Genomic DNA, 22,515 nt, shown 5'->3' with positions numbered 1-22,515 from the left:
ATTCGGACCGAAGTCCGCATTTTCTCCTCCCTTTGGATTAGGTCTTCCTTCGGTAGCCGGACGATCAGGCGTTACTACCTGACTCCTGGCATTGCGGCCCTACTTCACAGTAGGTGTGCCCTTTTCGGGAAGAGGATTGTTTGAACTAATGGGTGATCAATGCCTGTATCCCTTCATTTTTAATTTTTTCGCACCTCTAAACGGTCTGCCGAACATTTCGGAGAAGTAAGGAAAAACTTTAGAGAGGATTAGAATGAGGAGGCGGTTGGTCGGAAACTTTATAAGAGCAAACATGAGAAATTAAAAAAAAAGAACAAAACGGCCATGGAAATAATGAAATACTTGAACTCAAATTATTTATTTTTGATCCATTCGTTCCCCCAAAAAATATATATCATTGGGCCCTCTGCGAATTGACAAGCGATTGAAGCTCTCAATTAGTTCAACCTATGATCATTTCAATGCTTTCCCTGACATTGAGAAGATGTAGGAGATGAAGGGATGTAAAGTGTAGATAAGAAAATTGAAGGGGCTGGTTCTTTGGCATTTTTAGGAATGCCGGCCTGCTGTGGAATATGTGACTCCGAGCAATCCTATGGGTGAAGCTTTCCCTCCCATGTTATGAAGGAGAGTGCTAATGATTGTAGTGGAGTATGAAGCATGGAAAACGACAAATGGTTTCATGAAGTCGCATCAGGCTGTTAGCCACGCCGATTGATTGGGTGACAACAAATTTGTGGGCTGATCCGAATATCCATACAAACATTTTTCGAATCAAGGTTCCCATTTTCGGGGGTCTTGGGAAGGGGTGAGAAGATCTCACCTATTTTCAGATGAAAGCCTATCCGCGGTAGGGGATTTCTGCCAAAAGCAAGAAGGAATAATTTGTTTGATGGGAGATGGAATCCTGATTATTCGTGGCATAGGTGCTGTGAGGAAAAGAAATTTCTTCTGAGGCATGAAAGTACCCCTTGCCACAGCAAGGATATGATGATGAAGTCAAAAGTTATGGGGAAGAGATATCTGGGGAGAAAATTTATCCTGTTTAGAGAAGGGTTTATTCCTGGTGAAGAACTGGGTAGGAGTCAAAGATTTAATCCTTCACTTCTTTTTTAAGTACTTATTCTGAAGAGACCATTCGCAGGAATAGTCCATAAGCCCAATTCAGGTAGGCGTTCTCGTGTAATTCTATGATTCCACTTACTGAATTTTCCAGTTTGTGGAAGCGGTACCCGGAAAGCCGGTGGAGGTGATGGTGACCCCGTTCATCAGCCACACGGCCACCGCGCCATTGGTGTTGTTGCGCCAGATAATGTCGGTCCTGCCATCCCCATTCACATCGTGCGCACCCTCTATCTGCCATGTCACCGACACCGCCCCCGGGAATGCGGAGACGGCAATTGTCGTCCCATTCATGATCCATATGGCGGTGCTGCCGTTTGTGATGTTGTGCCAGACGAGATCAGATTTACCATCGCCGTTGACATCCCCCACGGCTTGCATGGTCCAAGTCGTCGGCGCACTGCCGGGAAAGGCTGTGGAGCTGATGGTCAGTCCGTTCATCAGCCAGATGGCCACCGTACCGCTGGTGTCATGACGCCAAAGGACATCGGCCTGTCCATCTCCATCTACATCGCCCACTCCCGCGATCTGCCACTCTAAGGGGACGCCGGCAGGGAATCCCGTGGCAGCAATTGCTGCGCCGTTCATGATCCATATAGCGGTGTTGCCATCAGTGGTGTTGCGCCATATCAGATCGGCTTTGCCATCCGCGTTAACATCCCCAATACCCTGAATGGCCCAAGCTGTCGAAGCGCTGCCGGGAAAACCAGTGGAGGTGATGGTCAACCCGTTCATTAGCCATGCGGCAACAGCACCGCTGATGTCATTGCGCCAGACGAGGTCCGCTTTGTCGTCTCCATTCAGATCGTCCACTCCACTTAAGGCCCATTCCGTGGGCAGCTGGCCCAGAAAACCTGAAGCTGTGACGCTCGTGCCATTGAGTAGCCACACTGCCACTTGCCCTGTTTTCGTGTTGTGCCAGACTAGATCGGCCTTGCCGTCCCCATTCAAGTCCTGACTCATGGGAGGACTGGGATTCATGTTATGAATTGGAAGGGCTATCGATACTTCCTTCGCGGGTTCACTAACATTACCTGATTGGTCATATGCTGTGACTGTAAAATAATAGGTGATTCCCTCCGGAAGGTTCTTAAACGTATACGATGGGACGAGGCCGGCATTTTCCCTGGTGTTGTAAGAGCTTGGGGATGTGCCCATATGCACATAATACCCCATCAGGTCCGGTTCTGAATTTGCGTTCCAGGTTAGTTGAATGGAGGAGGCTGAAAAAGCGGGGTTAGTCAAAAATACAAGGAGAAAAAAGACAAGTCCAGACGTATGACCGATTGCAAAACTCAAGGAGGGTATTTTTTGAGTCATACTCTATTCCTGCTGGCGTTCGGACTGCAGTCCAAATTCTTTCCATAAGGCTTACCCCCTCCTTGGGTGGCTGAATGAAATGAGGTTTGCTCACCTGACTTCTGGCTTTGAGCCTCTACTTTATAATAACCCGGACTATTTTGAAAAGATGTTCTTATGAATTAATAAGCGTTGGTCAAGAATTTCTCTAAATTTTTATCCCCAGATCTAAATGCACGAGCTGTCAACTAATTCAGAGAAGTCAGGAAAAATTCAATAGACCGGGATTCTTGGTTTTAGTCAAGCAATGGTTCCAGAAAAGAAAATTGAATGGTGACAGATTTTATAGGAAGGTATTAATAGAATATAGGGTAAAACATGTAGTTGCCCCATAATTGCAAATTGCGAGCATAGTAGAGGGGCATAAAGCCACAATCAGTCGAGAACTCTGACGGAACTATGGGCGGGCGCGGCAATTGACCGTAACAAGCCATTGTTGGGCTCATGCACGACAATTGACTCAACGCCCCCTCGTTGTTCCGGCGTCCCGTGGCAGCCGATCGCCTCTTTGATTCGTCAGGGTTGGAGTATCGAGCAAATCCGTGGACGGTTGCAGCATAAACAAGACTGGACGATTAGTTCTGAATAGATCTATCAGTATATCTCTTAGGATTCACGGGCGGGCGGTATAAAACAGCGGTGGCCCTTCGGCAAGCCCTTGTCCGTGGCCTGCAACCGTATAAAGCCCGAGTGCACACTCTCACGTATGACGAGTGTCTTGAATTCAGTGAACAGGTAAGCATCGCGAAGGATCTGGAGGCGCAAATCTATTTTGCCCGTACGTATGGGTCCTTGGAATGAGGCGTGAACGAGCATACCAATGGGCTCATCCGTTGGTTTTTCCCCAAAGATTGTGAATGGTCTCACGTGACTGAGGCTGAATGACAAGAAGTAAGCGACAGGCCAATCATCGACCGAGAAAGACTCCTGGGTTATTAAACGCCACATGAAGTATTCTTTGAGACCACTACATCATTAACTGTTGCACATACGACTTGAATCCAAGAGATGAAGGGGGTGAGAAATTTTTTAAAAATTCGTTCAGGCAATTGTCAGAGGAATCAGTTGAAGGTCTTTGTGCAGACGCTATGCTGGATAATCACATCCCTAGATTAAAATTTCTGTTCAATGTCTTGCTTGGTGATGGGAAATCTACTTTAGATGTTATTGAGTATAAGATTGGGACACGATCATAGCGTAACAACCTTCCTAATGCAGCGATGGGAAATTTTATAGCTTGATGAAGAATTGAATGAGGAGAATATGGTTGGCCTGATTGGCCAGACCCGAGAGGGGCGTGTTGATGAGCTGTAATTGATAGCCGACATCAATATTGAGGTTGGGAGAGATCGTATCGTTGAGACCCAGAAAAAACCGGTTTTGATCAAATCCGGCTTCCGGTCCCTGACGGATGGTATTGAGATTGACGAAAATTTCGTCATAGGTGGCAAGGGCCAGAGCGGGATAGGCGGGTAGCGGGAAGTCTCCGCGAAGCATAGTTCGAGCGCGAACCGCTGTCCCGATGGCGTGTTGAATCCATCGTTCCTCAAGACGGGTGCGGCTGAGCAATTTAAAGGTTGAAAATTTGTTGCTATAGATGAGTTGTTGGAAAATCCGATGCTCCTGTAAGTAGCGCGGTTCATAGTTGGCCACCCAGGCGTACCCCTGCCAGAGTGAGATGGTGGATGTAAGTTGATACCCCACTGCCGGACGGAGAAGGAGTTGGTCGATTTGGGAGGCATCGTCCGAGAATCGGGGATTGGCTTCCATGTACCCTTTGACTGGTCCGGAAATAGGAAAGTTGAGGTACACCGGCGCCCACAGTCGAAAGTCCTGGTTCAGATCGGAGCCGGCAAAACAGAAGGCGGATTCCCAGATGATCCATGCGGCAAGGAAACAGCATACCAGTTTCATTGTTCTTGTCAGACTCAAAGGTTTCGGGTTTTTTATCGACTAGACTTCACGATGATCCAGGAACAATCGGAGTTGTTCAAGCGATGGCAGCCCCTGAAGGCGGTGGGTGTGCATGATGAGAGTCGGGACAGCGTTGATGGGTATTTCTTCCCGCGCATGCCGCAAGGCCTGCTGATGTCGATTCCAATAGTAGTCGTACCCGTTTTCCAACACGCTTTTACAGGCAAAAGCATCGAATCCCAGTTCTTGCCCGATTTCAATCAGTACCGGGAGTTTGCCGATGCTCCTTGAAGAAGGCGGTAAAGATTCGATGAGTGTAGATCTGTCCGCGTCCCACGTCCAGTGCATATTGATACCCCTTGAAAACGAGCCCGGTATAAAGTTGGGGGGAAATCCGGGGCAGAGTAATGGACATATCTAAACCCTGGGCCAGAAGATAGAGACGGACACCCGCCAGACTCGTTTAAGGTATTCTCTTTCTCGCCGTAAGGTGGGTTGAGGAGCAAGGCCCAGTTCAAACGGCTTCCATTCAATGGCGAAAGATTTTGTCTTCGTCAGGCGTGTGAGGAGTGCTTCCATGAAAAAAAATAGGGACAGGCAAATTCTCTTTGGTCTTGCCTTTCACCGAGATCATGTCCATTTTGAGGGGGATGCCCTCCTTGGTGGTCCACCAGAATCCTCCGAGTTTGCTTCCATCCTTATTAGTCATGATGACTTTGCTTTTCGTGGTCCTGACCCCATTGATGTCTTCCTCGCCCACGGTGGTCTGGTCGATCTGATACGCGGAGAAGTCCGTTTTGTCCTGAGATTCCTCAATTGACATCTCCATGTAAGCGTTGGCTTCAGGCATGAGGGTCCACATAACTTTTTTGTCCTGGCGGATGATCATGGTCATGGGCTCGTCGCTGGTTGTGAGTTCCCGCCTTTCCTTACCCGGGGTATGGAAGACCATGCCTTCCATGACTCCATCCGCCGTTTCCATGCGCGTATTGGCGGAATACTCAACCTGCGGGCCTTCCCATGCCAGAAAGGGGAGTCGCCCGTCTAATACTTGCTACAAGCCAGACGGAGATTACACGCATCACGAGATTCTCCTTGTTGTTAGAGGATGAGCACAGATGCACTCTCATCGAATATGTGGAAATGACCCTATTTGAAATGGTGGATGGCTGAAATGTGGAGGTATGTGGGGGGTTCATTTATTAAAAAGGCGCCTACGGGAGGGAGACGCTACTCTTTCCTAAAAATCCTGTCAACTGGATGTTTGTCCTGTGAATCGTAGACTGACTGGTGGGAACCGGCATCGCCTTACCCGGTGTTTTTCCCGGGGAATGGGGACGGGAAGGCGCCGGTCCGTGATGTCCGCCTTAGGCTTTACATGAAGAGATAGATCTTTTCTTTTTTTCGGGTTCGAGTCTACTCTCATGTGTGTCAAAAAGGGTAAAATAAAGCAAGAGTGGGATTTTTAAAAAAAAGGTACCCTATGCCAAAAATTTGTATTCTCGGAGGTGGCAAAATCGGGTCGCTGATTGCGACGTTATTGGTGGAGTGCGGGGACTTTGACGTGGTGCTGGGAGACGTCGATCCGGAAGTGGTGGCAAGACTGAAGCAGGATATCGGCCATGACCATTTCCATGTGTCCTGTGTCGATGTCCAGGATGCCAAAGCCCTGGGTCGATTTATCGATTCTGTCGGGCCGGAAGGCATTATTTCCTGTCTCCCGTATTTTTGCAACCAGGCGGTCGGAGAACAAGCTCGTGCGTGCGGGGCCCACTATTTTGATTTAACCGAGGATGTGGAAGTCACGAGGAAGATTCGTGAGGTGAGTGAGGGAGCGTCCTCCGCCTTTGTGCCGCAATGTGGGTTGGCGCCGGGGTTTATCAGCATTGTCGCGCATGAACTCATGACCCGGTTTGATACGGTGGATATTGTCAAAATGCGGGTCGGGGCGTTGCCGGTGAATCCCAGCAATGTGTTGAAATATTCGCTGACGTGGTCCACGGACGGCTTGATAAATGAATACGGCAATACGTGCTATGGGATTGAGAATAGCCGGGAAGTGCCGTTGTTGCCTTTGGAAGGATACGAAACCATTTCGATTGACGGCCTGTTATATGAGGCCTTTAATACCTCTGGTGGGCTGGGGACCCTGGCGGATACCTATGCCGGCAAGGTCCGGACGATGAATTATAAGACGCTGCGCTATCCCGGCCATTGTGAAAAAATTCATCTGTTGATGAATGACCTGAAACTCAATGATGATCGAGAGACCTTGAAGCGTATTTTGGAAAAGGCCGTGCCGAAGACTTTGCAGGATGTGGTCCTGATCTATACGTCGGTGACGGGTCTTCGGAAAGGCGAGTTGTATGAAGAAAATTTTGTCCAGAAAATTTATCCACAGACTATCGCCAAAAAATTGTGGGCTGCGATACAGGTGACGACGGCGGCCGGGATGTGCAGTGTGGTGGACCTGGTCTTTGAGCGTCCTGGAAAATATCAGGGGTTTGTGACGCAAGAGACATTTGATCTGCCTTCAATCCTGGCTAATCGGTTCGGGCGGTTTTTTCAACCGGATGATTCGTGCTCGTGATGAGATTCTGGTGGATTAGACGAAATGGAGCATGTGATGGATGTTTTCCGTGAATTGGGATTACAAGCGGTGAATCCTGGCGCCTGTTCCGGGCTAAGGCGATGGGTGGCAACGACTACGGAAGGGCTACTGGACTCGGTGAACCCCGCGACGGGAAAAGTTCTGGCTCAAGTGAACCGGTGCTCCGGGGCGGATTACGACGTACTCATTCAGGAATCGCAACGGGCTTATCGGGAGTGGCGGCAAGTGCCCGCTCCGAAGCGCGGGGAGGTGGTGCGGTTGATCGGGGACGCGTTGCGCGCAAAAAAAAATGCGCTGGGTTCCCTGGTGTCGATGGAGGTAGGCAAAATCAAGGCCGAGGGCGACGGCGAAGTGCAGGAAATGATCGATATGGCGGATTTTGCGGTGGGGCAATCCCGCATGTTGTATGGTCTGTCCATGCACTCCGAACGGCCACAACACCGGATGTACGAACAGTGGCATCCTCTCGGAGTGGTGGGGGTGATCACAGCCTTTAATTTTCCGGTTGCCGTATGGGCGTGGAATGCCTTCCTGGCCGCCATCGCCGGCGATACGGTGGTGTGGAAACCTTCGCCCAAGGCCGCACTCTGTGCTTTGGCGGTTCAGCATATCTGTAACCAGGTGATGGAGGAACAAGGTGTTCCGGGGATTTTTTCCGTGTTCATTACGGACCAGGTTGAATTGGCGCAGGCGATGGTGGCTGACGAACGTTTGCCACTAATTTCATTTACCGGTTCTGTGCCCGTGGGGAAAAAGGTTGCGAAAGTCGTGGGACAACGACTCGGGCGTAGCCTGTTGGAGCTTAGCGGGAACAATGCCGTGATTGTCGATGAAACGGCGGACTTGGATCTGGCCATACCTGCCATTGTTTTTGGAGCTGTTGGCACTGCCGGGCAGCGATGCACGACCACCCGCCGGTTGTTTGTGCAGGAGACACGGTATGAGGAGGTGGTGGAACGTCTCCTTCGGGCCTATCAACAGGTCCGGGTGGGTAATCCCTTGGATGAAGGGGTATTGATGGGGCCGCTGATCGATGAGCGGGCTTTGGAGGAATTCCGAATTGCTCTTGAGGAAGTGGTACAGGATGGTGGACAGATTCTCTGTGGCGGGGGTGTGATCGAGGGTCCCGGGTTTTTTGTCGAGCCGACGATTGTACGTGCTGAGAATCAGTGGAAGGTGGTGCAGCGGGAGACATTTGGGCCGATTTTGTATGTCATGCCGTATGCCACCCTGGACGACGCGATTGCCCTCCAAAATCAAGCGCCACAAGGGTTGTCGTCCTCATTGTTTACCTTACATGTGCGGCATGCCGAGCAGTTTTTGTCGGGGCAAGGGAGCGATTGTGGGATTGCGAATGTGAATATCGGTACCTCGGGGGCGGAAATTGGAGGCGCCTTTGGCGGAGAGAAAGAAACAGGCGGGGGGCGAGAGGCCGGTTCTGATGCCTGGAAAGCGTATATGCGTCGGCAAACCAATACGATTAATTGGGGGACGGAGCTGCCGCTGGCGCAAGGAATCACATTTTCAGTGAACTAAGCAGGGAGGAGAATGATGAATCAGCGTTCCGAACTCGAACAGGTGATTACGCGATACATTCACGAATATGCCGCCAAAAACCATGCGGCGGCGATTGTCAAAGATGCGTTGGAGGAGATTGGCATCGGGCTGTTTCCGGTTGTGGATCATATCACCGTGCGCACCTCCTCGATTGATCCTCGGGCCGAGGAATTTCTGTTATTGGGGTATGCCTATTCTGAAACGTTGGAGTATGACGATTGGTGGGCCAAGGTCTATCGGGCACCGGGATGTCCCGCCTTATTTGTTGATCAGGCGTATGCGGATGAACGGGGAAAGACGAGTATTATTCCCGGGTGGGTCAAGCAATTCGGGGATCGCACCCTGCATCATATTGCCGTTCGCGTGGCGGAGATTGAAGCCAGTATGGAACGGTTGACCGCCAAAGGGGTGAAGTTTGCGGGACAGATTGTAGGGGACCGAGGAGGAGATCTCCGTCAGATTTTTACCGTGCCCGAGCAGGTAAACGGTCACGCGTTTTCAGTCTTAGAATTGACTGAACGTCATCGGGGGTTTCAAGGATTTTCTCCGCCGCAAGCCAATAGTCTCATGCAATCGACTGTGACCCGGTGAGGGCGGCATAAGGAGAAGGGAAAGACCGGGCGACCTACACGTCGGCAGCGTCCAGGACAAGTTTGGCGTTTTTGGCAATGGCGCCTGGGTCTTTAGCCACGATAGCTGCAGCAAGGCCGACCGTGGCGGTAGCAACTTTGATCACTTCACCGACTTTTTCTAATTTTTTGATCGCCCGCTTCGCTTTGCCTACCGAACTTTTAATACTTTGGGCATTGATTTCTGATTCTTCCAAAGCCAATCCCACGGCTTTCGTGGTCATGTCCGAAGAGGCGTTCAAAAGCGACCATTCCTCGTCTTCCAAGTCCCGCCGTTGTGTCGGAGTCAGATTGTTCCAATTGGCAAACCGGTAATTTCCGAGGTTAATGCCGAGATCACGGAATTGTTTGGATAACTCAAAGGCGTCTTCAGCGCTCAAGGGCATCACAGTCCTCGCTTACAGTTTTTTAATGGTTTCCACCAATGACCGAAGGTTTTTAACGGATTGCTCGACCTGTTGTAATACCTCTTTCTTTGTCAAATTCTGACGTTGATCAAAAAGTTGTTGGTGCCCTTCAGCAATTTGGTCCAGGACTTTACCGTATGTGTTGACCGCTTCAGATCGTTCGTGTAACTGGGACATTCTGAGGTCTTTCCATTCGGCTAATGCAGCTTTGCCTGCAGGATCTTGGGATTCCATGGTCAGAGTCATGTAATAATTTTGGATAGCAGCTTCTTCAGTTTGGAGATCCCCGCCAAATCCGTCTGACACGATGTGGTGTAAGGACTCGAGAACTTGTTGAATGGGCGAGTTGGCTTGTTCGATGAGAGTCTGCAGTTGACCTTGTCTCCATCGTTTCACCGCCACGGTGGTTACGACCCCGGCTATTTTTTTAAACGCTTCTGCCTCTTTTGGAGTGGTGGGGGTTTGAGACTCCAAGGCAGCCGAGAGTTGCGCCAGTTCTTGAGTGTTATCGACAACTTCATCAGCCGCGAGACGCCCCAGGGATTGCATGTATGTCTCGATAATTGATTGGCGCAGGAGTAATGACGTTTTTTGTGTGGCACGGTCCTGCGCCATGGCATCAAGATGGGCATGGCGACTTGGGGGTTGATAGCGTTTTTGCCGCTGTGGAAAATCCAGGTAGTCATCCACCAGCGTCGTGTACTGAGCCGACTCTACCGAAAGATTTGCGAAATCTTGAATCGGTTTGAGGTTCGTCGAACAGCCTTGCGTGAAGGCGAGCAAGAGCATGGCACTGAGAACGATCTTGAGAGAGCCTAAGAAGGAGAGGGCAGAGCGACGTGTTATCATTCGACTTGTAGTCAATTTGATCTTGAGAAGAAGCTCCCCAATGGTGTCGGGGATGTCAGCGTTGAGGTGCAACCTTAGGGGATTGTCAAAAAAGTGTCAAGAGAAACTCAAGTTTCTCATTAGAATGAAAATTATTGGAAGAAATGATGACGTTTTGGAAGCTGAGACGACAATCTCACCACGTATTGACTCTGATGCTTTGAAAAGACGGGACCCTGCCTGTCATGTGAACAGTAGCAAGGGCCTGTGGTGATGTTCAGCATTCCCCTTAATTCCCCTGTTTGCAGGGTATAATTTTAGAGGAAAGCGTCTCGTGCCTCAAGCATGGGGCCCCTCTATCCTATCTTTAGATATCCTGAGATGCCCTGCGAGGGCGAAGCATTCGTGGGCGCAATATTGTGAAGGCGGTCTGAGACAGGATCAAAGGCCGCTGAGTGAAGGTCTGTGCGACGGATGTATCCTGGATAGCGTCCTACCCCGGAGAAGAAGTCAGCGTGGGATTATTTTTTTCGTGAATGGCATTGGCCCGCGTTTCCTGCGTGACGGCGTCCTCGGTACGACCTATTTTTCGCAAGAGCGTGGCGTAATTTCTAAGCGCTCGTTCCACCCGGAAATGATCTTTCCCCATGGTCTGTTCCGTGAGGGTGATGGTCCGTTGAAACAAAGGATCGGCTTTATCATATTGTCCTGTGGTGACATACAGTAACGCTAAATTATTGAGAGGGCCGCTCAGACTTGAATGTTCCGGCCCTTCTGCTTGTTCAATAATGGCAATGGCGCGTTGGATTAAGGGGATGGCTTGCTCAGGTTGGTCCTGAAGTCTGTGAATTTCTCCCAATTGATTGAGGATGATGGCCACCCGGGGATGGTCCTTGCCAAATCCCTCTTCGCTAATCGTCAGCATTCGTTCCAACACAGGCGTCGCTTGCGAAAATTGCTTAGCCGTACTATAGAGAAGCGCGAGATTATTCAAGCTGCCAAGGAGATGGGGATTGGTGGGGCCAATTTGTTTCTCCTTGATGGCTAACGCTCGGAGTAATAAAGCCTCTGACTGGTCATACTGTTCCTGGGCTCGATGGAGAAGCGCGAGATTATTGAGTGGTTCAATGAGTTCAGGTGCTTCCGGTCCTGTGGTTCTTTCCCGGCTGTCGAGAACGCGCTTCAAATAGGGTTCCGCCTGGGCATAGTGGGCTTGCCGGACAAACAGTGCTGCAAGATTTTCCAGGTCACGGATAACCTCGGGATTATCAGGACCCAGTGCTTGTTCCCGAACTGCCAAGGCTCGTTCGAATGAGGCTTGAGCCTGGTCGAACTTCTGTTGGGTGACATACAGCGCGCCAAGATTGCTGAGGCTTGCCGCTAACTCGGCTGTCTGAGGATTTGGCCCTTCTTCATGAATGGCCACAGCCTTCAGAAGGAGGGTTTCAGCCTGTTCGGGTTCTCCTTTCGCATTGTGCAGAATCGCCAGATTCGTGATGGACTGGGTGAGGCGAGGGTCCTGGCCTTCGAACTGTTCGGCCAGTTCAAGCGCAGCCTCCAGTTCCTGTTCAGCTTCCGGGAACTTTCCCTGTTCCATCATGGTCGTGCCTTGTTCGGTGTGGAGTTGCCAGGGTGTTTTGTCTTCGCTACACCCGATGAGGATGATAATGATGAGCAGGGTAAGGGGCAGGTACCACAAGATATGTGAGGGCCGAAGAGAAAGAATCATGAGATAGGGTGTATCCTTTGGTTCTGAATGAGCAAGAAGAATTGTCAGAAGTGGATTGTACTGAAGGACTCGGGGTCTTGCCAAACTGCGTGTTTCCGGTTGGAGTTTTGAGGGAGGAGCCTTTGACGGAGAGTCTGTGTGAAAATTGAAATAGTATTCCTCTGAGACCCACATGCGGGTGATCTAAAGCTATTTGAAAAAAATCGGGAGTTTTCAAAAAGGTTCGTCCAGCAAGGCCGCAGCTCCTTGGTTTGGCGGAGCGTACGGAGGAGTCTGTGAGCCAGGCCAAGGGGCGAGAACGCCGCTGGCGGCCTTTTTCAACTCTCCCACAGAGAGAGTTGCGTGGGGCCTGGCCGTCGAAAGGTAGGGGGAATAGGTATATCGGGAATGTCCTGAAATCCATGTTTCTTTGAGGAGGTGTCGAATAGTTGCTCGATGACATTCCATGTTTTCCCCTCGCCAACATGGCGTTTGAAAAACGTTTGATCCCCAACTTGGCCTCCTCGAACTTCTCTGAGGTGGGCGAGGATTTTCTGAATTCGATCGGGAAAATGATGCGTCATCCGTTCAATAAATACTTGTTCCACGTTATCGTTGAGACGCAGCAGAATATAGGCAGCATGTTGGGCTCCGGCATCGCGGGCGCGCGATAAAATTTGTGGAATGTCGTGTTCATTTAATCCTGGAATGACGGGGGCAATCGAGACCGCGGTTGAAATGCCGGCTTTGGACAACTGCTCTAAAGTCTCAAACCGTTTTGTAATTGAGGGGGCTTGCGGTTCAACTTTCCGGGCAATGTCATCTGAGGCAAACGGAATACTTAAAAAGACGCGCACCCATGCTTTGTTATGCAGTTCTTGTAATACATCAATGTCTCGTACGATGAGGGCGGATTTAGAGATGAGTCCAACCGGATTATGAAATTCTGCACAGACTTGTAGGCAGGATCGGGTCAGTTTGTAGGTGGCTTCCAAGGGTTGATAGGGATCGGTGTTGCCGGAAAAAACAATCAATTCCCCTTGCCAGGAAGGTTTGAGCAATGATTCCTGAAGTTTAGCAGGAGCATTGATCTTGACGACCAGCTTGGATTCAAAGTCCGTCCCAGACCCAAATCCCCAGTATTCGTGGGTGGGCCGGGCATAACAATAGGCGCAGGCATGAAAGCATCCTCGATAGGGATTCACGCTCCATCGAAATGGGAGGTCGGGGCTAGTATTGTGGCTGAGAATGGTCTTCACCGTTTCTTCGTAGATGTCCGGAGTCACGGGTGCAGGTGGCTCCAGGCGCTCGCGGACTTCCGGAGAAAAAGGATTTTGGGGATTGGAGATCGGTTTCATGTCCTGTTAAAGAATACGCTGGGTTCTCTTGTTCCCAATCTATAAACAAATTTTTTTTACTTCTGCCTTGAAACAGGTGGACATCCCGACATAGATAGGGTCTGCTAGGATTGTAGATGAAAGCAACTGCTTCCGCATAGTCGACTCCTGGCTCCCTAGCTTGGTCGATCAGTCGGATAGAGCTATGGATTTTTAATCACCTGCGGATATATTCCCCGCCGCTTGCGGCGTAAACGACTCGGGTGAGCGAGTACATTCACAAGAGCCATAATGTTACGGTTTTGTTGTACCACTTGGTTGTTCCTGCCAAATATCGCCGTGCGATCTTTGATTCAGCCGTCGACAACGTGTTGAAGGAGGTTTGTCTAGAGATCGAGCAGCGGTATCAGGTGAACTTTCTGGAGATTGGGACAGATCGGAACCATGTCCATTTTCTGGTCCAATCCGTTCCCGGGTATAGTGTGACGAAGGTGGTGACCATCATCAAGAGTTTGACGGCCAGAGAGATCTTCCGGCGCGCCCCTCAGGTCAAAGAGCAATTATGGGGCGGTGAGTTGTGGACAGATGGGTATTACGCCAGCACTGTGGGTCAACATGGCAATGAAAATATGAATTATAGGGAAATATGTCAACCAACAAGGGGAGGCATACCAAAAGTTGTACGCCAATCACCAGTTAGCCCTCTTCTAATATTCCGTCCGCTTGCAGAGGGGATTACTTATTCGACGTTTGGGACTATTCCGCATCGGACAGTGCGAACCAAAGGGTGTCTGACTCGGGAGGCCTGTTGCACATGATGTTCAAGCTGGGCCAGTGTGCCGAGAAGACCTGGCGGCGACTCCGCGGATTTCGTCAACTGGGAAATGTGATCAGAGGGTTTCAATTTAGAGACGGTCTTGAAGAGACAGCCACAAACTCGGCCGCCGCGTTCTCAAACCCTTGGACACCAGATTAGCTCCCAATCCTCTATTCCTACCTTTATGAACACTTTAACTGCTTTTTTTGGCTGCCCCCTCGCTAGACTCCCACTCCTACGGATCCTAATTTCAATACCCAACGAACACCTGTCGATTACTTTTCAAAAAGAAGTGGGAAACTTTTGAAGCTTACAGGCAATGAACAGGATTCTAGTCAGATGCAGGCTGATATGGTGGAACAGTTGGTCCGGTGATAAAAGCAGATCCCTAGAGGAATATAATTTAGGGACAAGCAACCTGGTGCTTACTTCTTGGCTTGTATGGGGCTTCTGAGATCCTAGTCGGGAGTGAATGGAAGTATGCGATAGACCATATTTCTCATGAAAAAACATACTCAAAGATATTTTTAGGAAAATATTGAAGTGAATTTTCAGTACACCCATCTTTTTAGGGGGTATGATGTTCGGAATCTCGATTGGGCCCCTCGCCCCCCAAAGGTATTCAACTGCGTCCTGTTTAAAACCGATGAATTTTCATAGGGATCAAACGTTCTGTTTATGAAAACTGATCATGAGGGCCTTATCTTGGGTGAAAGACGACTATTCCCACTCCCCAAATCTCTGGAGTTCAGGGGGATTATCTAATTAACCGTCAACTAGAATTGAAACTTCAAAATCAACGGCGAGATTAACTGCACTTTCGCATGGCCTGTTCGTTCAGGCGATGTGGGTGCTTATTTTCTCGAAACCTCCAAGAGGTTGTTATTCGGCTCATCCCTACAGGGGGGAATTGGAAGGTGACGGTGGCGAGCACACCGAACAAACACTTAGTTCTTTGCTCCTCTCCTTCTGACTTGGATGAGCATCATTCCCCATTGTTAGGTACTTAAGTGGATTGGGAATCAATTGGAATAACCCTCCCATATCCCGTAGAATATTTTTACGCATCACCAACACAATCTTCCTTGTCCACACATCGTCCGGAATTCGTAGGAGGGTTCGGATGCAGACCGAGAGCACTCCCCATTCTTCATTGCCTTCCCTTCGTTTTCTCTCTTCCGAGTGGGCGAAGGTCCTGGGTCTTCTCCTTATGGCCTGGGCCGCGCTGCTGGGCCTCTATTTCCCAACGGCCTTTTCCCTGGTCAAAACCTGGTCTGGGTCGGATACGTATGGCCATGGATTTTTGATTTTTCCCATAAGTGTGTATCTTGCTTGGCGGGAGAGGCATCGTCTGGCTACTCTGGTGCCCAGGGCGAACCCGTGGGCGCTATTGTTGCTCGGTGGGTCCGCTGGTGTATGGTTCCTGGGTCGTGTGACATCAGTGATAGTCGCCCAACAATTAGCGTGGATTACTATGTTCGCCGGCATGGTGTGGGCCCTGGCTGGCAATAAGGTTACCAAGGTATTGCTTTTTCCTTTGGCGTTTCTTTACTTGGCAGTCCCTGTCGGAGCAGATCTGGTTCCGCCTCTGCAAGACTTTACTGCCTTCTTTGCCGTCAACGCGCTTCAACTATCGGGGATACCGGTCTTCTGGGAAGGGCGCTACTTTATGACCCCCTCAGGCAGCTGGCACGTGGCCGAAGCCTGTGCGGGAATACGGTCTCTAATTTCCGGCGCCACGCTGGGGGTGTTTTTTGCGGGTGTTGTTTATCGGAGTTGGAAGAGGCGCGTGGTATTTGTTCTGGTTGTCATTCTAGTCCTCATTCTGGCCAATGGGATGCGCGCATATGGCATTGCGCTGTTTGGGTATCTTGTGGATCACGAATTGGCGGCGGGAGTGGACCATCTTCTGGGTGGCTGGGCGTTTTTTAGTGGGGTCATGTTTCTGCTCTTTGGGGTGGGCTTGGCGATACATAAACCTGAGCCTTCCCTCTTCAAGGATAAGGTACGTGCCTCATCCGTCGGGGAAGCGGACCTTTCTTCACAAGGAGGAGAGTGGTTTCGTCGGGGCACCCAGAGGAGATCTTTTCTCCAGATGGCTATGGTAGCGGGGTGTGGTGTGGGTGTGGTAGCCTTGGCACCTCTTTGGGTGATGGCATTACCCCCTTCTCCTCAAACCTCGTTGGATCCGTCTCCCTTTACTCTGGCGGTCTCCTCTCCTTGGCATGCTCTTTCCGACTATGCCGGGAATTGGACGCCCCACTTTGAGGGAGCCGACACCATCCTCATCAAGAGCTACACCGATGGACGCCGGGAGGTGCATCTGTTCCTGGCAGTGTATACCCAGCAGCAGCAGGGGAGTGAATTGGTCAGTGAGAGCAATACCCTCATTGATAGGAACCGCTGGAAGCTAATGTCCGAGGGCCGCAGAGAAACCCTTGTGGAGAATTACCCTTTAACAGTAAGGGAGAGTTATATTCGCTCCGAGATGGCGCCTCGTCTGGTGTGGAGTTGGTATTGGTTAGGTGGTCATATGACCTCCAATGCCTACGTGGCCAAACTCCTGCAAGCCAAAACCTATCTTTTTGGAGAGGCGAGGGAAGGGGCCGTCATCGGGATCGCCGCCGATTACGGCTATTCCTCGTCGGAAGCCGTGAACGTTTTAGAAGACTTTCTCCAACACACGTCCTTCATTCAAGCCACAAACTCTGCCCCTAAAAAGTCACCCTTTGGGGACTAAATTTTTAAGGGCCAATTCATCGGGAAAATTGGTAAATAGGATGGGTGGGTCAATTTGCGGAAAAACGTGGCGACGACTGCGAGTTTTCCGTGAGTACGCAAAAGTGGTAGACGGGGTTTCAGTTTGTTGACGGCCTTGAAGAGCCAATGAGTGATTGGGTTGCTGTGTGAGTAGCGGCTTGGACTTCATATATGACAATAGGGCTTCTCTCAGTCATCTGTTCTAATTCATTGTCCTAGCTTTCACACTTAATAAGAGCCAAGGGTAGCAAATATAGCGAGGTTTCTTGTTTCAAGGTGTGTATTTTTTCATAAAAACAGCCCGGAGACCCATAAGCCTGCTGAGGGGAACTACAATCACTGTATTTCCTCATGGTCAAAAACAGCGTTCTTCCAAACTTCACGTCAACAAAAATCCTGACTTCATTTGGAATCAAGCTTTTTGTAAAACCTATAAATTTATCCTTAATCAGGCTTTTTTGTCTTTTCGATACCTCAAAGCCCCCAGTGCAGCAAATCCTGACCCCAGTAGAAGGACGCTGGCGGGTTCGGGAAGACTAGCAGCAGTCCCGGATCCGTCTCGTATGGCAGGTAAATTAAATGTACCAAACCGTGTAGGATAGGCGTAATTGTAAGATTCCGTTATCGATCCAATCGAGTAGGGCCCTGGTTGATTCAGCAAAGGACTATAGTCCGTGAAAATCAGTGATCGTCCTGTGCCGAAGTCAGTGAAAATTAATGATAAAAAGGAAAAGTTGACTAGCAAGCTGGATGAGAGAGGGTTGTATGTAAAGTTGCTTATTGAATTTCCAATTGGATCCACCCCGCCTGATGTCATAAACGACCAACTTGTTGGAACTATATAATTTAATGGTCCAGCGTCTGAATCTATCTCCATAGATCCCGAAAGTAAGCCGCCATCACTAAAAGTGCCGTTAACCTTATACGGCATGGGAACTGCGTGTGCCTGCCCAAACGTACCAAACAAAAAGGCCACACTTAACAACATTGTAAGTAACATTTTTGGGTTCATGCATTTCCCTCCTCTAACATTGGTTATTGAAATATTTCTTGAAACTTCCAATGGCAGCTTACGCCTCTAGGTGCACAGGTAAATTCCAATTTATTAAAATATAGCCAACCGCTGGAAGCAATACCTCCAATGAGGTATCCAGTTGATTTCATAAATATTTCATCTGTCAGATTACGCCTTCTTTGGATTAAGTCTATTAAATAAAATATATTCAACCGCTGGAAGCAATACCTCCAACGAGGTATCTATAATACCGTAATCAGTTAGACCTCTAGGACAGACTTCCCACACCCAAGACCTTACTCCAGAGCACCAACGCATTCAGCTCTTCGACCCAGAGGTGAAATGCCTGAAAATGAAATAACAATTTTCAAAAAAGGTTCCCACCTTCTCCCCCGAGGCCATGTTGCCCTTTATGCCCTTACCCTTATTGATTATTTGCAATTGGACTATCCCATTATCATGCTGGGTGCGGTGTTAGCCTTAGGACGAAGTCGTTAGTCTGGCAGGATCGCCCCGTTCAGACCCAACAAGTTCATTTATGGGAGAAATCGCGCGCGGTGAACAATGCAGTTGAGGCACAGCGGGTTCAACTATAATGGCGAAGGCGTTGGGAGTGAGTCGGAGGGGCCCGCAAGCTAATGCAGGCTTTCCAGTTGCGGAGTAAACCACTAGGCACCCTGAAATTCCGGCTTGGGCAGAATGAACTTGAGGCCGCTCCCAATCAACTCAATCGGGCCTTCCATCCGAACTTGCCAAATCGTCTCTGGCGCCGAGATATTCTTGTGTGCTCATTCCATGACGCTGGGCACACCTCTCGGTCGTCCCGGACCTGTAGCCCGTCGTGTGGTGGCTTGGTGTGTGTCGCAACGCCGGACGCCGAGTAGGTGGTCTTGGCACCCAGACGAGCGGTGGAAACTTGTTAACCCCGAGGGCGGGCTACGCTTCACATCTGACCAAGGGGTGCAGCCCGAAGTAGGGTCTATCCACACCATTTGACGAGAGGGCAAATTGGTCAACGCATGAGCCAGAAAGCCATTTGTTGGGACAATGACCTGATTGCACGGTGCTCCTGAGCCTCAAGACCAAATGGATTTCTACAGTGGAATATGAGATCTTCTAGTAGGGCAGCTAGGATATGGGAGCATATTTCATTGGCTATTACAATCAGGAACGGCTGCCAATCAACAATTGCCTCATCCTTAGAGATGCCGGAGCAGCTCTGAAAACTACCTAATCCGGTGGCAAAAGAAACTCGATCACTACAAAAGCGGAACCAATAAAGCTGAGTAAGATTTTTAGAAAATCGCGTCTTTTGGAGGGCGGGATCTTCACTCTCAGAATATGACTACAGCTTTCAGCTGCTGACAAGCCCAATTTTTTGCCGAATAATCACACCTCTTGCGTATTCAATTCTCCTCTCTTTCCCGCTGGTTCCACTCCTCTGGCATGCACCTTTTTCTGACTTTCAACATATTCCCGAACTTTTAGCAGCATATCGTTTTATCATATTGGTGTGAAAGAAGATCTCTGCTCTGTGAACTATAAACTCCAAAATTCATGTAATTTGAATTGGTGATCAAACTTGTTCAAAATGCCTACGGTTTATCATCCTTTGCTTGTACGATTAAGAATTCATTTTCTTCAATCAGGGCCCGTCGAAAGTATCATTGTTCATTCTAAATGTTCAGATTCTCTTAGATTTGAGGTCCCTAAAGCTTTCGAAGCCAAGTACAGAACCACTCTAAGAAAAATGATTTCGCTAATAATTACAATATTTTACCTAATTAATTTTTGTCTGATCCCCATTAAGCGAGGGGAAATATTGAAGAATGGGAAACGTATTTACGATAGGGTATGTATGACACATAAACCCATCATGGTAGTTTTTTGCTGTGTGGTTCTTCCATTTTTGCTCGTCAGTTTAACCAATTGTACCCAATTATCGGACGAGGAAAAAAAGGCTAGACACCAGGAGAGAGCAGAAGCCTATTTTGAGGAGCAAAAATATCAAGAAGCCCTCATCGAATTGAAAAATGTCGTCCAACTCGATCCGAAGGATGCTAAGGCCTATCATCAATTAGCTCTGATTCACCTCAAATTGGGCGGGATGCCCGATCTTCAGTCTGCGTTCGGGGAACTTACCAAAGCCGTCGAGTTGGATCCGTCGATTCAGGATGCCCAACTTAAACTCGGTGAATTGTATCTGCTTTCCCAACAGCCCCAAGCGGCGAAACGACACGCGGAAGTTGTGTTGATTTCCTCTCCATACCACCCCAAAGGCCATCTGTTACGTGGCCGTAGCTTGATTATGGAAAAGAAACTTGAGAAGGGCATTGAAGAACTCAAAAAATCTTTGGAACTTGATCCCGACAATGAGCAGGTATATGTCGATCTGGCGCGTGCCTATCTAATCCTTGAAAAACCCGAGGAAGCTGAGGACATTCTCGACCAAGGTTTAAACAAGAAGGCAAATTCCCCCACGCTTATTTTGGCCAAAGGCGAATTCTACTTGCTGCAAGGAAGAAATACTGAAGCGGAAGCCCTTTTTCAGGAAGTTCTGGTGTTAGATCCTGAGAATGATGGGTACTACGTGAAGCTTGCCGGTTATTATCAAACTACCCAAAAATGGAAGGAAGCGGAAGAGGTCTATCAACGTCTCGCCAACCACAAACCCGCGAGTGAAATACCCCAAATTTTGTTGGGTGAATTTTATACGTTTATGGGAGATGTTGCCAAAGCCGCAGTACATTTTCAAAAGGGAGTGGAGTTGAACCCCAAATCTGATCCGGCTAGAAATTCTCTGATCAATTTCTATCTGGATAACCAGCAATGGCATGAGGCTGAAAAACTTCTGAAGCCACTCTTAGAAACCAAATCGAAGAGCATTATGACTATGATTTTTGAAGCCCGACTCATACTGGGGCGTGGAAACGTGGATGAAGCCATCCCCTTGTTTCAAGCAATCATTAAAGATGACCCCACTCAGGCGATGGCCCATCAATATTTAGGGTTAGCGTTTGCGAAAAAAAATGAGACGGTCCAAGCGATTCAAGAACTCACGGAAGCTAAGGAATTAGCTCCCCAAGTTCGAGGGGTCCGAAAGGCCTTGGCGGTGGGCCTCATGGCTGAGGGATCGTACAAGATGGCCATTGAAGAAGCCCAAATGGCCATTCGTCTCAATCCCCGTGATGTCCAAGCTGTAGAAATCCTGGGTCAAGCCTACTTTGGTGAAAAAGACTTTTCAGCGGCGAAAAAGGTGTATCAAGCGATCATTGACCAAATCCCTCAAGACGCGATCGCCCATTTTCACTTAGGCCTCATTGACCAACAGGATAAGAGAGTTAAAGAAGCCATTGACCATTTTGAGGAAGCCCTTAAGTACAATCCCGATTTTGTGCAAGCTTTGAGTCAAATAGCCAATGCCCGATTGTCAATGGGAGAAGAACAGCAGGCTAGAGAACGGGTTCAACAGCAAATTAAACGTTCTCCTAAAAACCCGTATTTCTATAATTTATTAGGGCGCCTCTCGATGCAGGCGAAGCAGACCGATCCAGCGGAGAAGGCGTTTAAACAAGCGTTGGCTTTGAATGATCAGTTGCAGGATTCCTATATAAACTTGGCCGAATTATACCATCGAATGAATCGTGTTGATGAGGCGATCATGGAATATGAACGTCTGTTGGACAAAAACCCCAAGGCGGCTTTTGTCCATATGATCCTTGGGATACTAGCTGAACAACGCAATGAAGTTGAGAAAGCCCAACAGCATTATCGGAAGACGTTGGAAATTTCACCCGAATTCGCGCCGGCTGCCAATAATTTGGCTTGGCTCATGGCAGAAAATGGGGGCAACTTAGATGAGGCGTTAGCGCATGCAGAAGATGCCCTCGCCCGGCAAGGCGATAACCCGTATGTCGCGGATACCTTGGGCTGGATTTACTATAAAAAGAATGCCCATATTAAGGCGGTTTCCCTCCTAGGGGAAGCGGTCAAAAAACTGCCGGAAAACCCGTTGGTTCGGTATCATTTAGGCATGGCCCTGTTTAAAAAGGGGGAGCCCAATAATGCCAAAAAGACGTTGGAGTTTGCTTTGAAGATGAGTCCAACTTTTCCAGGAGCGGAGGAAGCCAGGACGACCCTGGAGAGTTTGTAATTTTTCATTGAGGTGTGGTGCGAACTTCATGCGCCCTTTTCTTTTTAAAAAAGAAAGGGGCACACTTTTTTGATTATCGTTGAATTTTCGAATTTTTGATCGCAGAGTAATTTTATCAAGTGTTGCCTTTTGAGATTATGGGGAAGGGGCCAGGCTTTAACCAAATAAATAATGGACCTACCGTGTGAAAGGATGAATTGCGGGTGCTGAATGGGATTGATGGGAAGAAATGTCGCTAAAATGTCCCTAAAATGTGAGAATGGCCGCTCCGAAGGATGAGAGGCCCGGGTTTTCAGTG

General features: G+C 49.1%; 15 protein-coding genes, 1 pseudogene and 1 riboswitch. Of the genes and pseudogenes, 7 read left to right on the top strand and 9 right to left on the bottom strand.

The features are described from left to right. Window positions 1-48: 48 nt before the first annotated feature. Window positions 49-130, bottom strand: a riboswitch (cyclic di-GMP riboswitch). Between the two features lie 1,070 nt (window positions 131-1,200). From H6750_15765 to H6750_15750, 4 genes are all read right to left on the bottom strand, one after another. Next, on the bottom strand, window positions 1,201-2,442 hold the full coding sequence (locus H6750_15765) for an FG-GAP repeat protein (GenBank protein ID MCB9775764.1): 1,242 nt from the start codon (window positions 2,440-2,442) through the stop codon (window positions 1,201-1,203). A 1,269-nt stretch (window positions 2,443-3,711) separates the two neighbouring features. Beyond that, window positions 3,712-4,395: a DUF2490 domain-containing protein gene (locus H6750_15760; protein MCB9775763.1), complete on the bottom strand. Its 684-nt coding sequence runs from the start codon at window positions 4,393-4,395 to the stop codon at window positions 3,712-3,714. Window positions 4,396-4,434: 39 nt separating this feature from the next. Continuing rightward, window positions 4,435-4,743 carry a hypothetical protein gene (locus H6750_15755; GenBank protein MCB9775762.1) on the bottom strand — a complete coding sequence of 103 codons (309 nt, stop codon included), beginning with the start codon at window positions 4,741-4,743 and terminating at the stop codon, window positions 4,435-4,437. A 181-nt stretch (window positions 4,744-4,924) separates the two neighbouring features. Further along, window positions 4,925-5,356: a DUF4412 domain-containing protein gene (locus H6750_15750; protein MCB9775761.1), complete on the bottom strand. Its 432-nt coding sequence runs from the start codon at window positions 5,354-5,356 to the stop codon at window positions 4,925-4,927. Between the two features lie 522 nt (window positions 5,357-5,878). Between H6750_15750 and H6750_15745 the strand changes: the two genes are divergently transcribed. Genes H6750_15745 through H6750_15735 form a run of 3 tightly spaced genes read left to right on the top strand, consistent with a single transcriptional unit; the run spans window position 5,879 to window position 9,154 of the window. Continuing rightward, a complete protein-coding gene (locus tag H6750_15745; GenBank protein MCB9775760.1) occupies window positions 5,879-6,985 on the top strand; it encodes a saccharopine dehydrogenase NADP-binding domain-containing protein in 1,107 nt (368 codons plus the stop codon). Window positions 6,986-7,021: 36 nt separating this feature from the next. Continuing rightward, on the top strand, window positions 7,022-8,542 hold the full coding sequence (locus H6750_15740; GenBank protein MCB9775759.1) for an aldehyde dehydrogenase family protein: 1,521 nt from the start codon (window positions 7,022-7,024) through the stop codon (window positions 8,540-8,542). A 12-nt stretch (window positions 8,543-8,554) separates the two neighbouring features. Then, on the top strand, window positions 8,555-9,154 hold the full coding sequence (locus H6750_15735) for a hypothetical protein (GenBank protein ID MCB9775758.1): 600 nt from the start codon (window positions 8,555-8,557) through the stop codon (window positions 9,152-9,154). A gap of 34 nt (window positions 9,155-9,188) precedes the next feature. On the opposite strand, the gene H6750_15730 is transcribed toward H6750_15735, so the two are convergent. The 4 genes from H6750_15730 to H6750_15715 form a co-directional block, all read right to left on the bottom strand. Beyond that, window positions 9,189-9,578 carry a hypothetical protein gene (locus H6750_15730; protein MCB9775757.1) on the bottom strand — a complete coding sequence of 130 codons (390 nt, stop codon included), beginning with the start codon at window positions 9,576-9,578 and terminating at the stop codon, window positions 9,189-9,191. Window positions 9,579-9,590: 12 nt separating this feature from the next. After that, the gene (locus H6750_15725; GenBank protein MCB9775756.1) at window positions 9,591-10,448 is read right to left on the bottom strand and encodes a hypothetical protein; all 858 of its coding nucleotides are present in this window, start codon (window positions 10,446-10,448) and stop codon (window positions 9,591-9,593) included. Between the two features lie 472 nt (window positions 10,449-10,920). Continuing rightward, window positions 10,921-12,156: a tetratricopeptide repeat protein gene (locus H6750_15720; protein MCB9775755.1), complete on the bottom strand. Its 1,236-nt coding sequence runs from the start codon at window positions 12,154-12,156 to the stop codon at window positions 10,921-10,923. 317 nt (window positions 12,157-12,473) lie between these two features. Next, window positions 12,474-13,493 (bottom strand): PA0069 family radical SAM protein, encoded by a 1,020-nt coding sequence (locus H6750_15715; GenBank protein MCB9775754.1) that lies wholly within the window; start codon window positions 13,491-13,493, stop codon window positions 12,474-12,476. A gap of 242 nt (window positions 13,494-13,735) precedes the next feature. Here H6750_15715 and tnpA point away from each other — a divergent pair. Together tnpA and xrtA are read left to right on the top strand one after the other, a co-directional pair. After that, a pseudogene (tnpA, locus tag H6750_15710) lies at window positions 13,736-14,183 on the top strand (IS200/IS605 family transposase). A 1,229-nt stretch (window positions 14,184-15,412) separates the two neighbouring features. After that, window positions 15,413-17,029, top strand: coding sequence for an exosortase A (gene xrtA, locus H6750_15705; GenBank protein MCB9775753.1), 1,617 nt, complete (start codon window positions 15,413-15,415; stop codon window positions 17,027-17,029). A gap of 468 nt (window positions 17,030-17,497) precedes the next feature. Here the strand turns inward: xrtA and H6750_15700 are convergent, their stop codons facing one another. Continuing rightward, window positions 17,498-18,061: a hypothetical protein gene (locus tag H6750_15700; protein ID MCB9775752.1), complete on the bottom strand. Its 564-nt coding sequence runs from the start codon at window positions 18,059-18,061 to the stop codon at window positions 17,498-17,500. Window positions 18,062-18,406: 345 nt separating this feature from the next. On the opposite strand from H6750_15700, the gene H6750_15695 reads away from it, so the two are divergent. After that, window positions 18,407-18,562: a hypothetical protein gene (locus tag H6750_15695; GenBank protein ID MCB9775751.1), complete on the top strand. Its 156-nt coding sequence runs from the start codon at window positions 18,407-18,409 to the stop codon at window positions 18,560-18,562. Between the two features lie 1,360 nt (window positions 18,563-19,922). Next, window positions 19,923-22,217 (top strand): tetratricopeptide repeat protein, encoded by a 2,295-nt coding sequence (locus H6750_15690; GenBank protein MCB9775750.1) that lies wholly within the window; start codon window positions 19,923-19,925, stop codon window positions 22,215-22,217. The last annotated feature ends 298 nt before the right edge of the window (window positions 22,218-22,515 follow it).

The organism is Nitrospiraceae bacterium (genome assembly GCA_020632595.1).
Classification (GTDB): Bacteria; Nitrospirota; Nitrospiria; order Nitrospirales; family UBA8639; genus Nitrospira_E.
This window is presented reverse-complemented; position numbering and strand designations above follow the sequence as displayed.

Bases quoted from the DNA above. Each gene is read 5' to 3' on its own strand.
- H6750_15765 (MCB9775764.1), bottom strand. From the start codon at position 2,442: ATGACTCAAAAAATACCCTCCTTGAGTTTTGCAATCGGTCATACGTCT.
- H6750_15760 (MCB9775763.1), bottom strand. From the start codon at position 4,395: ATGAAACTGGTATGCTGTTTCCTTGCCGCATGGATCATCTGGGAATCC.
- H6750_15755 (MCB9775762.1), bottom strand. From the start codon at position 4,743: ATGCACTGGACGTGGGACGCGGACAGATCTACACTCATCGAATCTTTA.
- H6750_15750 (MCB9775761.1), bottom strand. From the start codon at position 5,356: ATGGAAGGCATGGTCTTCCATACCCCGGGTAAGGAAAGGCGGGAACTC.
- H6750_15745 (MCB9775760.1), top strand. From the start codon at position 5,879: ATGCCAAAAATTTGTATTCTCGGAGGTGGCAAAATCGGGTCGCTGATT.
- H6750_15740 (MCB9775759.1), top strand. From the start codon at position 7,022: ATGGATGTTTTCCGTGAATTGGGATTACAAGCGGTGAATCCTGGCGCC.
- H6750_15735 (MCB9775758.1), top strand. From the start codon at position 8,555: ATGATGAATCAGCGTTCCGAACTCGAACAGGTGATTACGCGATACATT.
- H6750_15730 (MCB9775757.1), bottom strand. From the start codon at position 9,578: ATGCCCTTGAGCGCTGAAGACGCCTTTGAGTTATCCAAACAATTCCGT.
- H6750_15725 (MCB9775756.1), bottom strand. From the start codon at position 10,448: ATGATAACACGTCGCTCTGCCCTCTCCTTCTTAGGCTCTCTCAAGATC.
- H6750_15720 (MCB9775755.1), bottom strand. From the start codon at position 12,156: ATGATTCTTTCTCTTCGGCCCTCACATATCTTGTGGTACCTGCCCCTT.
- H6750_15715 (MCB9775754.1), bottom strand. From the start codon at position 13,493: ATGAAACCGATCTCCAATCCCCAAAATCCTTTTTCTCCGGAAGTCCGC.
- xrtA (MCB9775753.1), top strand. From the start codon at position 15,413: ATGCAGACCGAGAGCACTCCCCATTCTTCATTGCCTTCCCTTCGTTTT.
- H6750_15700 (MCB9775752.1), bottom strand. From the start codon at position 18,061: ATGAACCCAAAAATGTTACTTACAATGTTGTTAAGTGTGGCCTTTTTG.
- H6750_15695 (MCB9775751.1), top strand. From the start codon at position 18,407: ATGCCTGAAAATGAAATAACAATTTTCAAAAAAGGTTCCCACCTTCTC.
- H6750_15690 (MCB9775750.1), top strand. From the start codon at position 19,923: ATGACACATAAACCCATCATGGTAGTTTTTTGCTGTGTGGTTCTTCCA.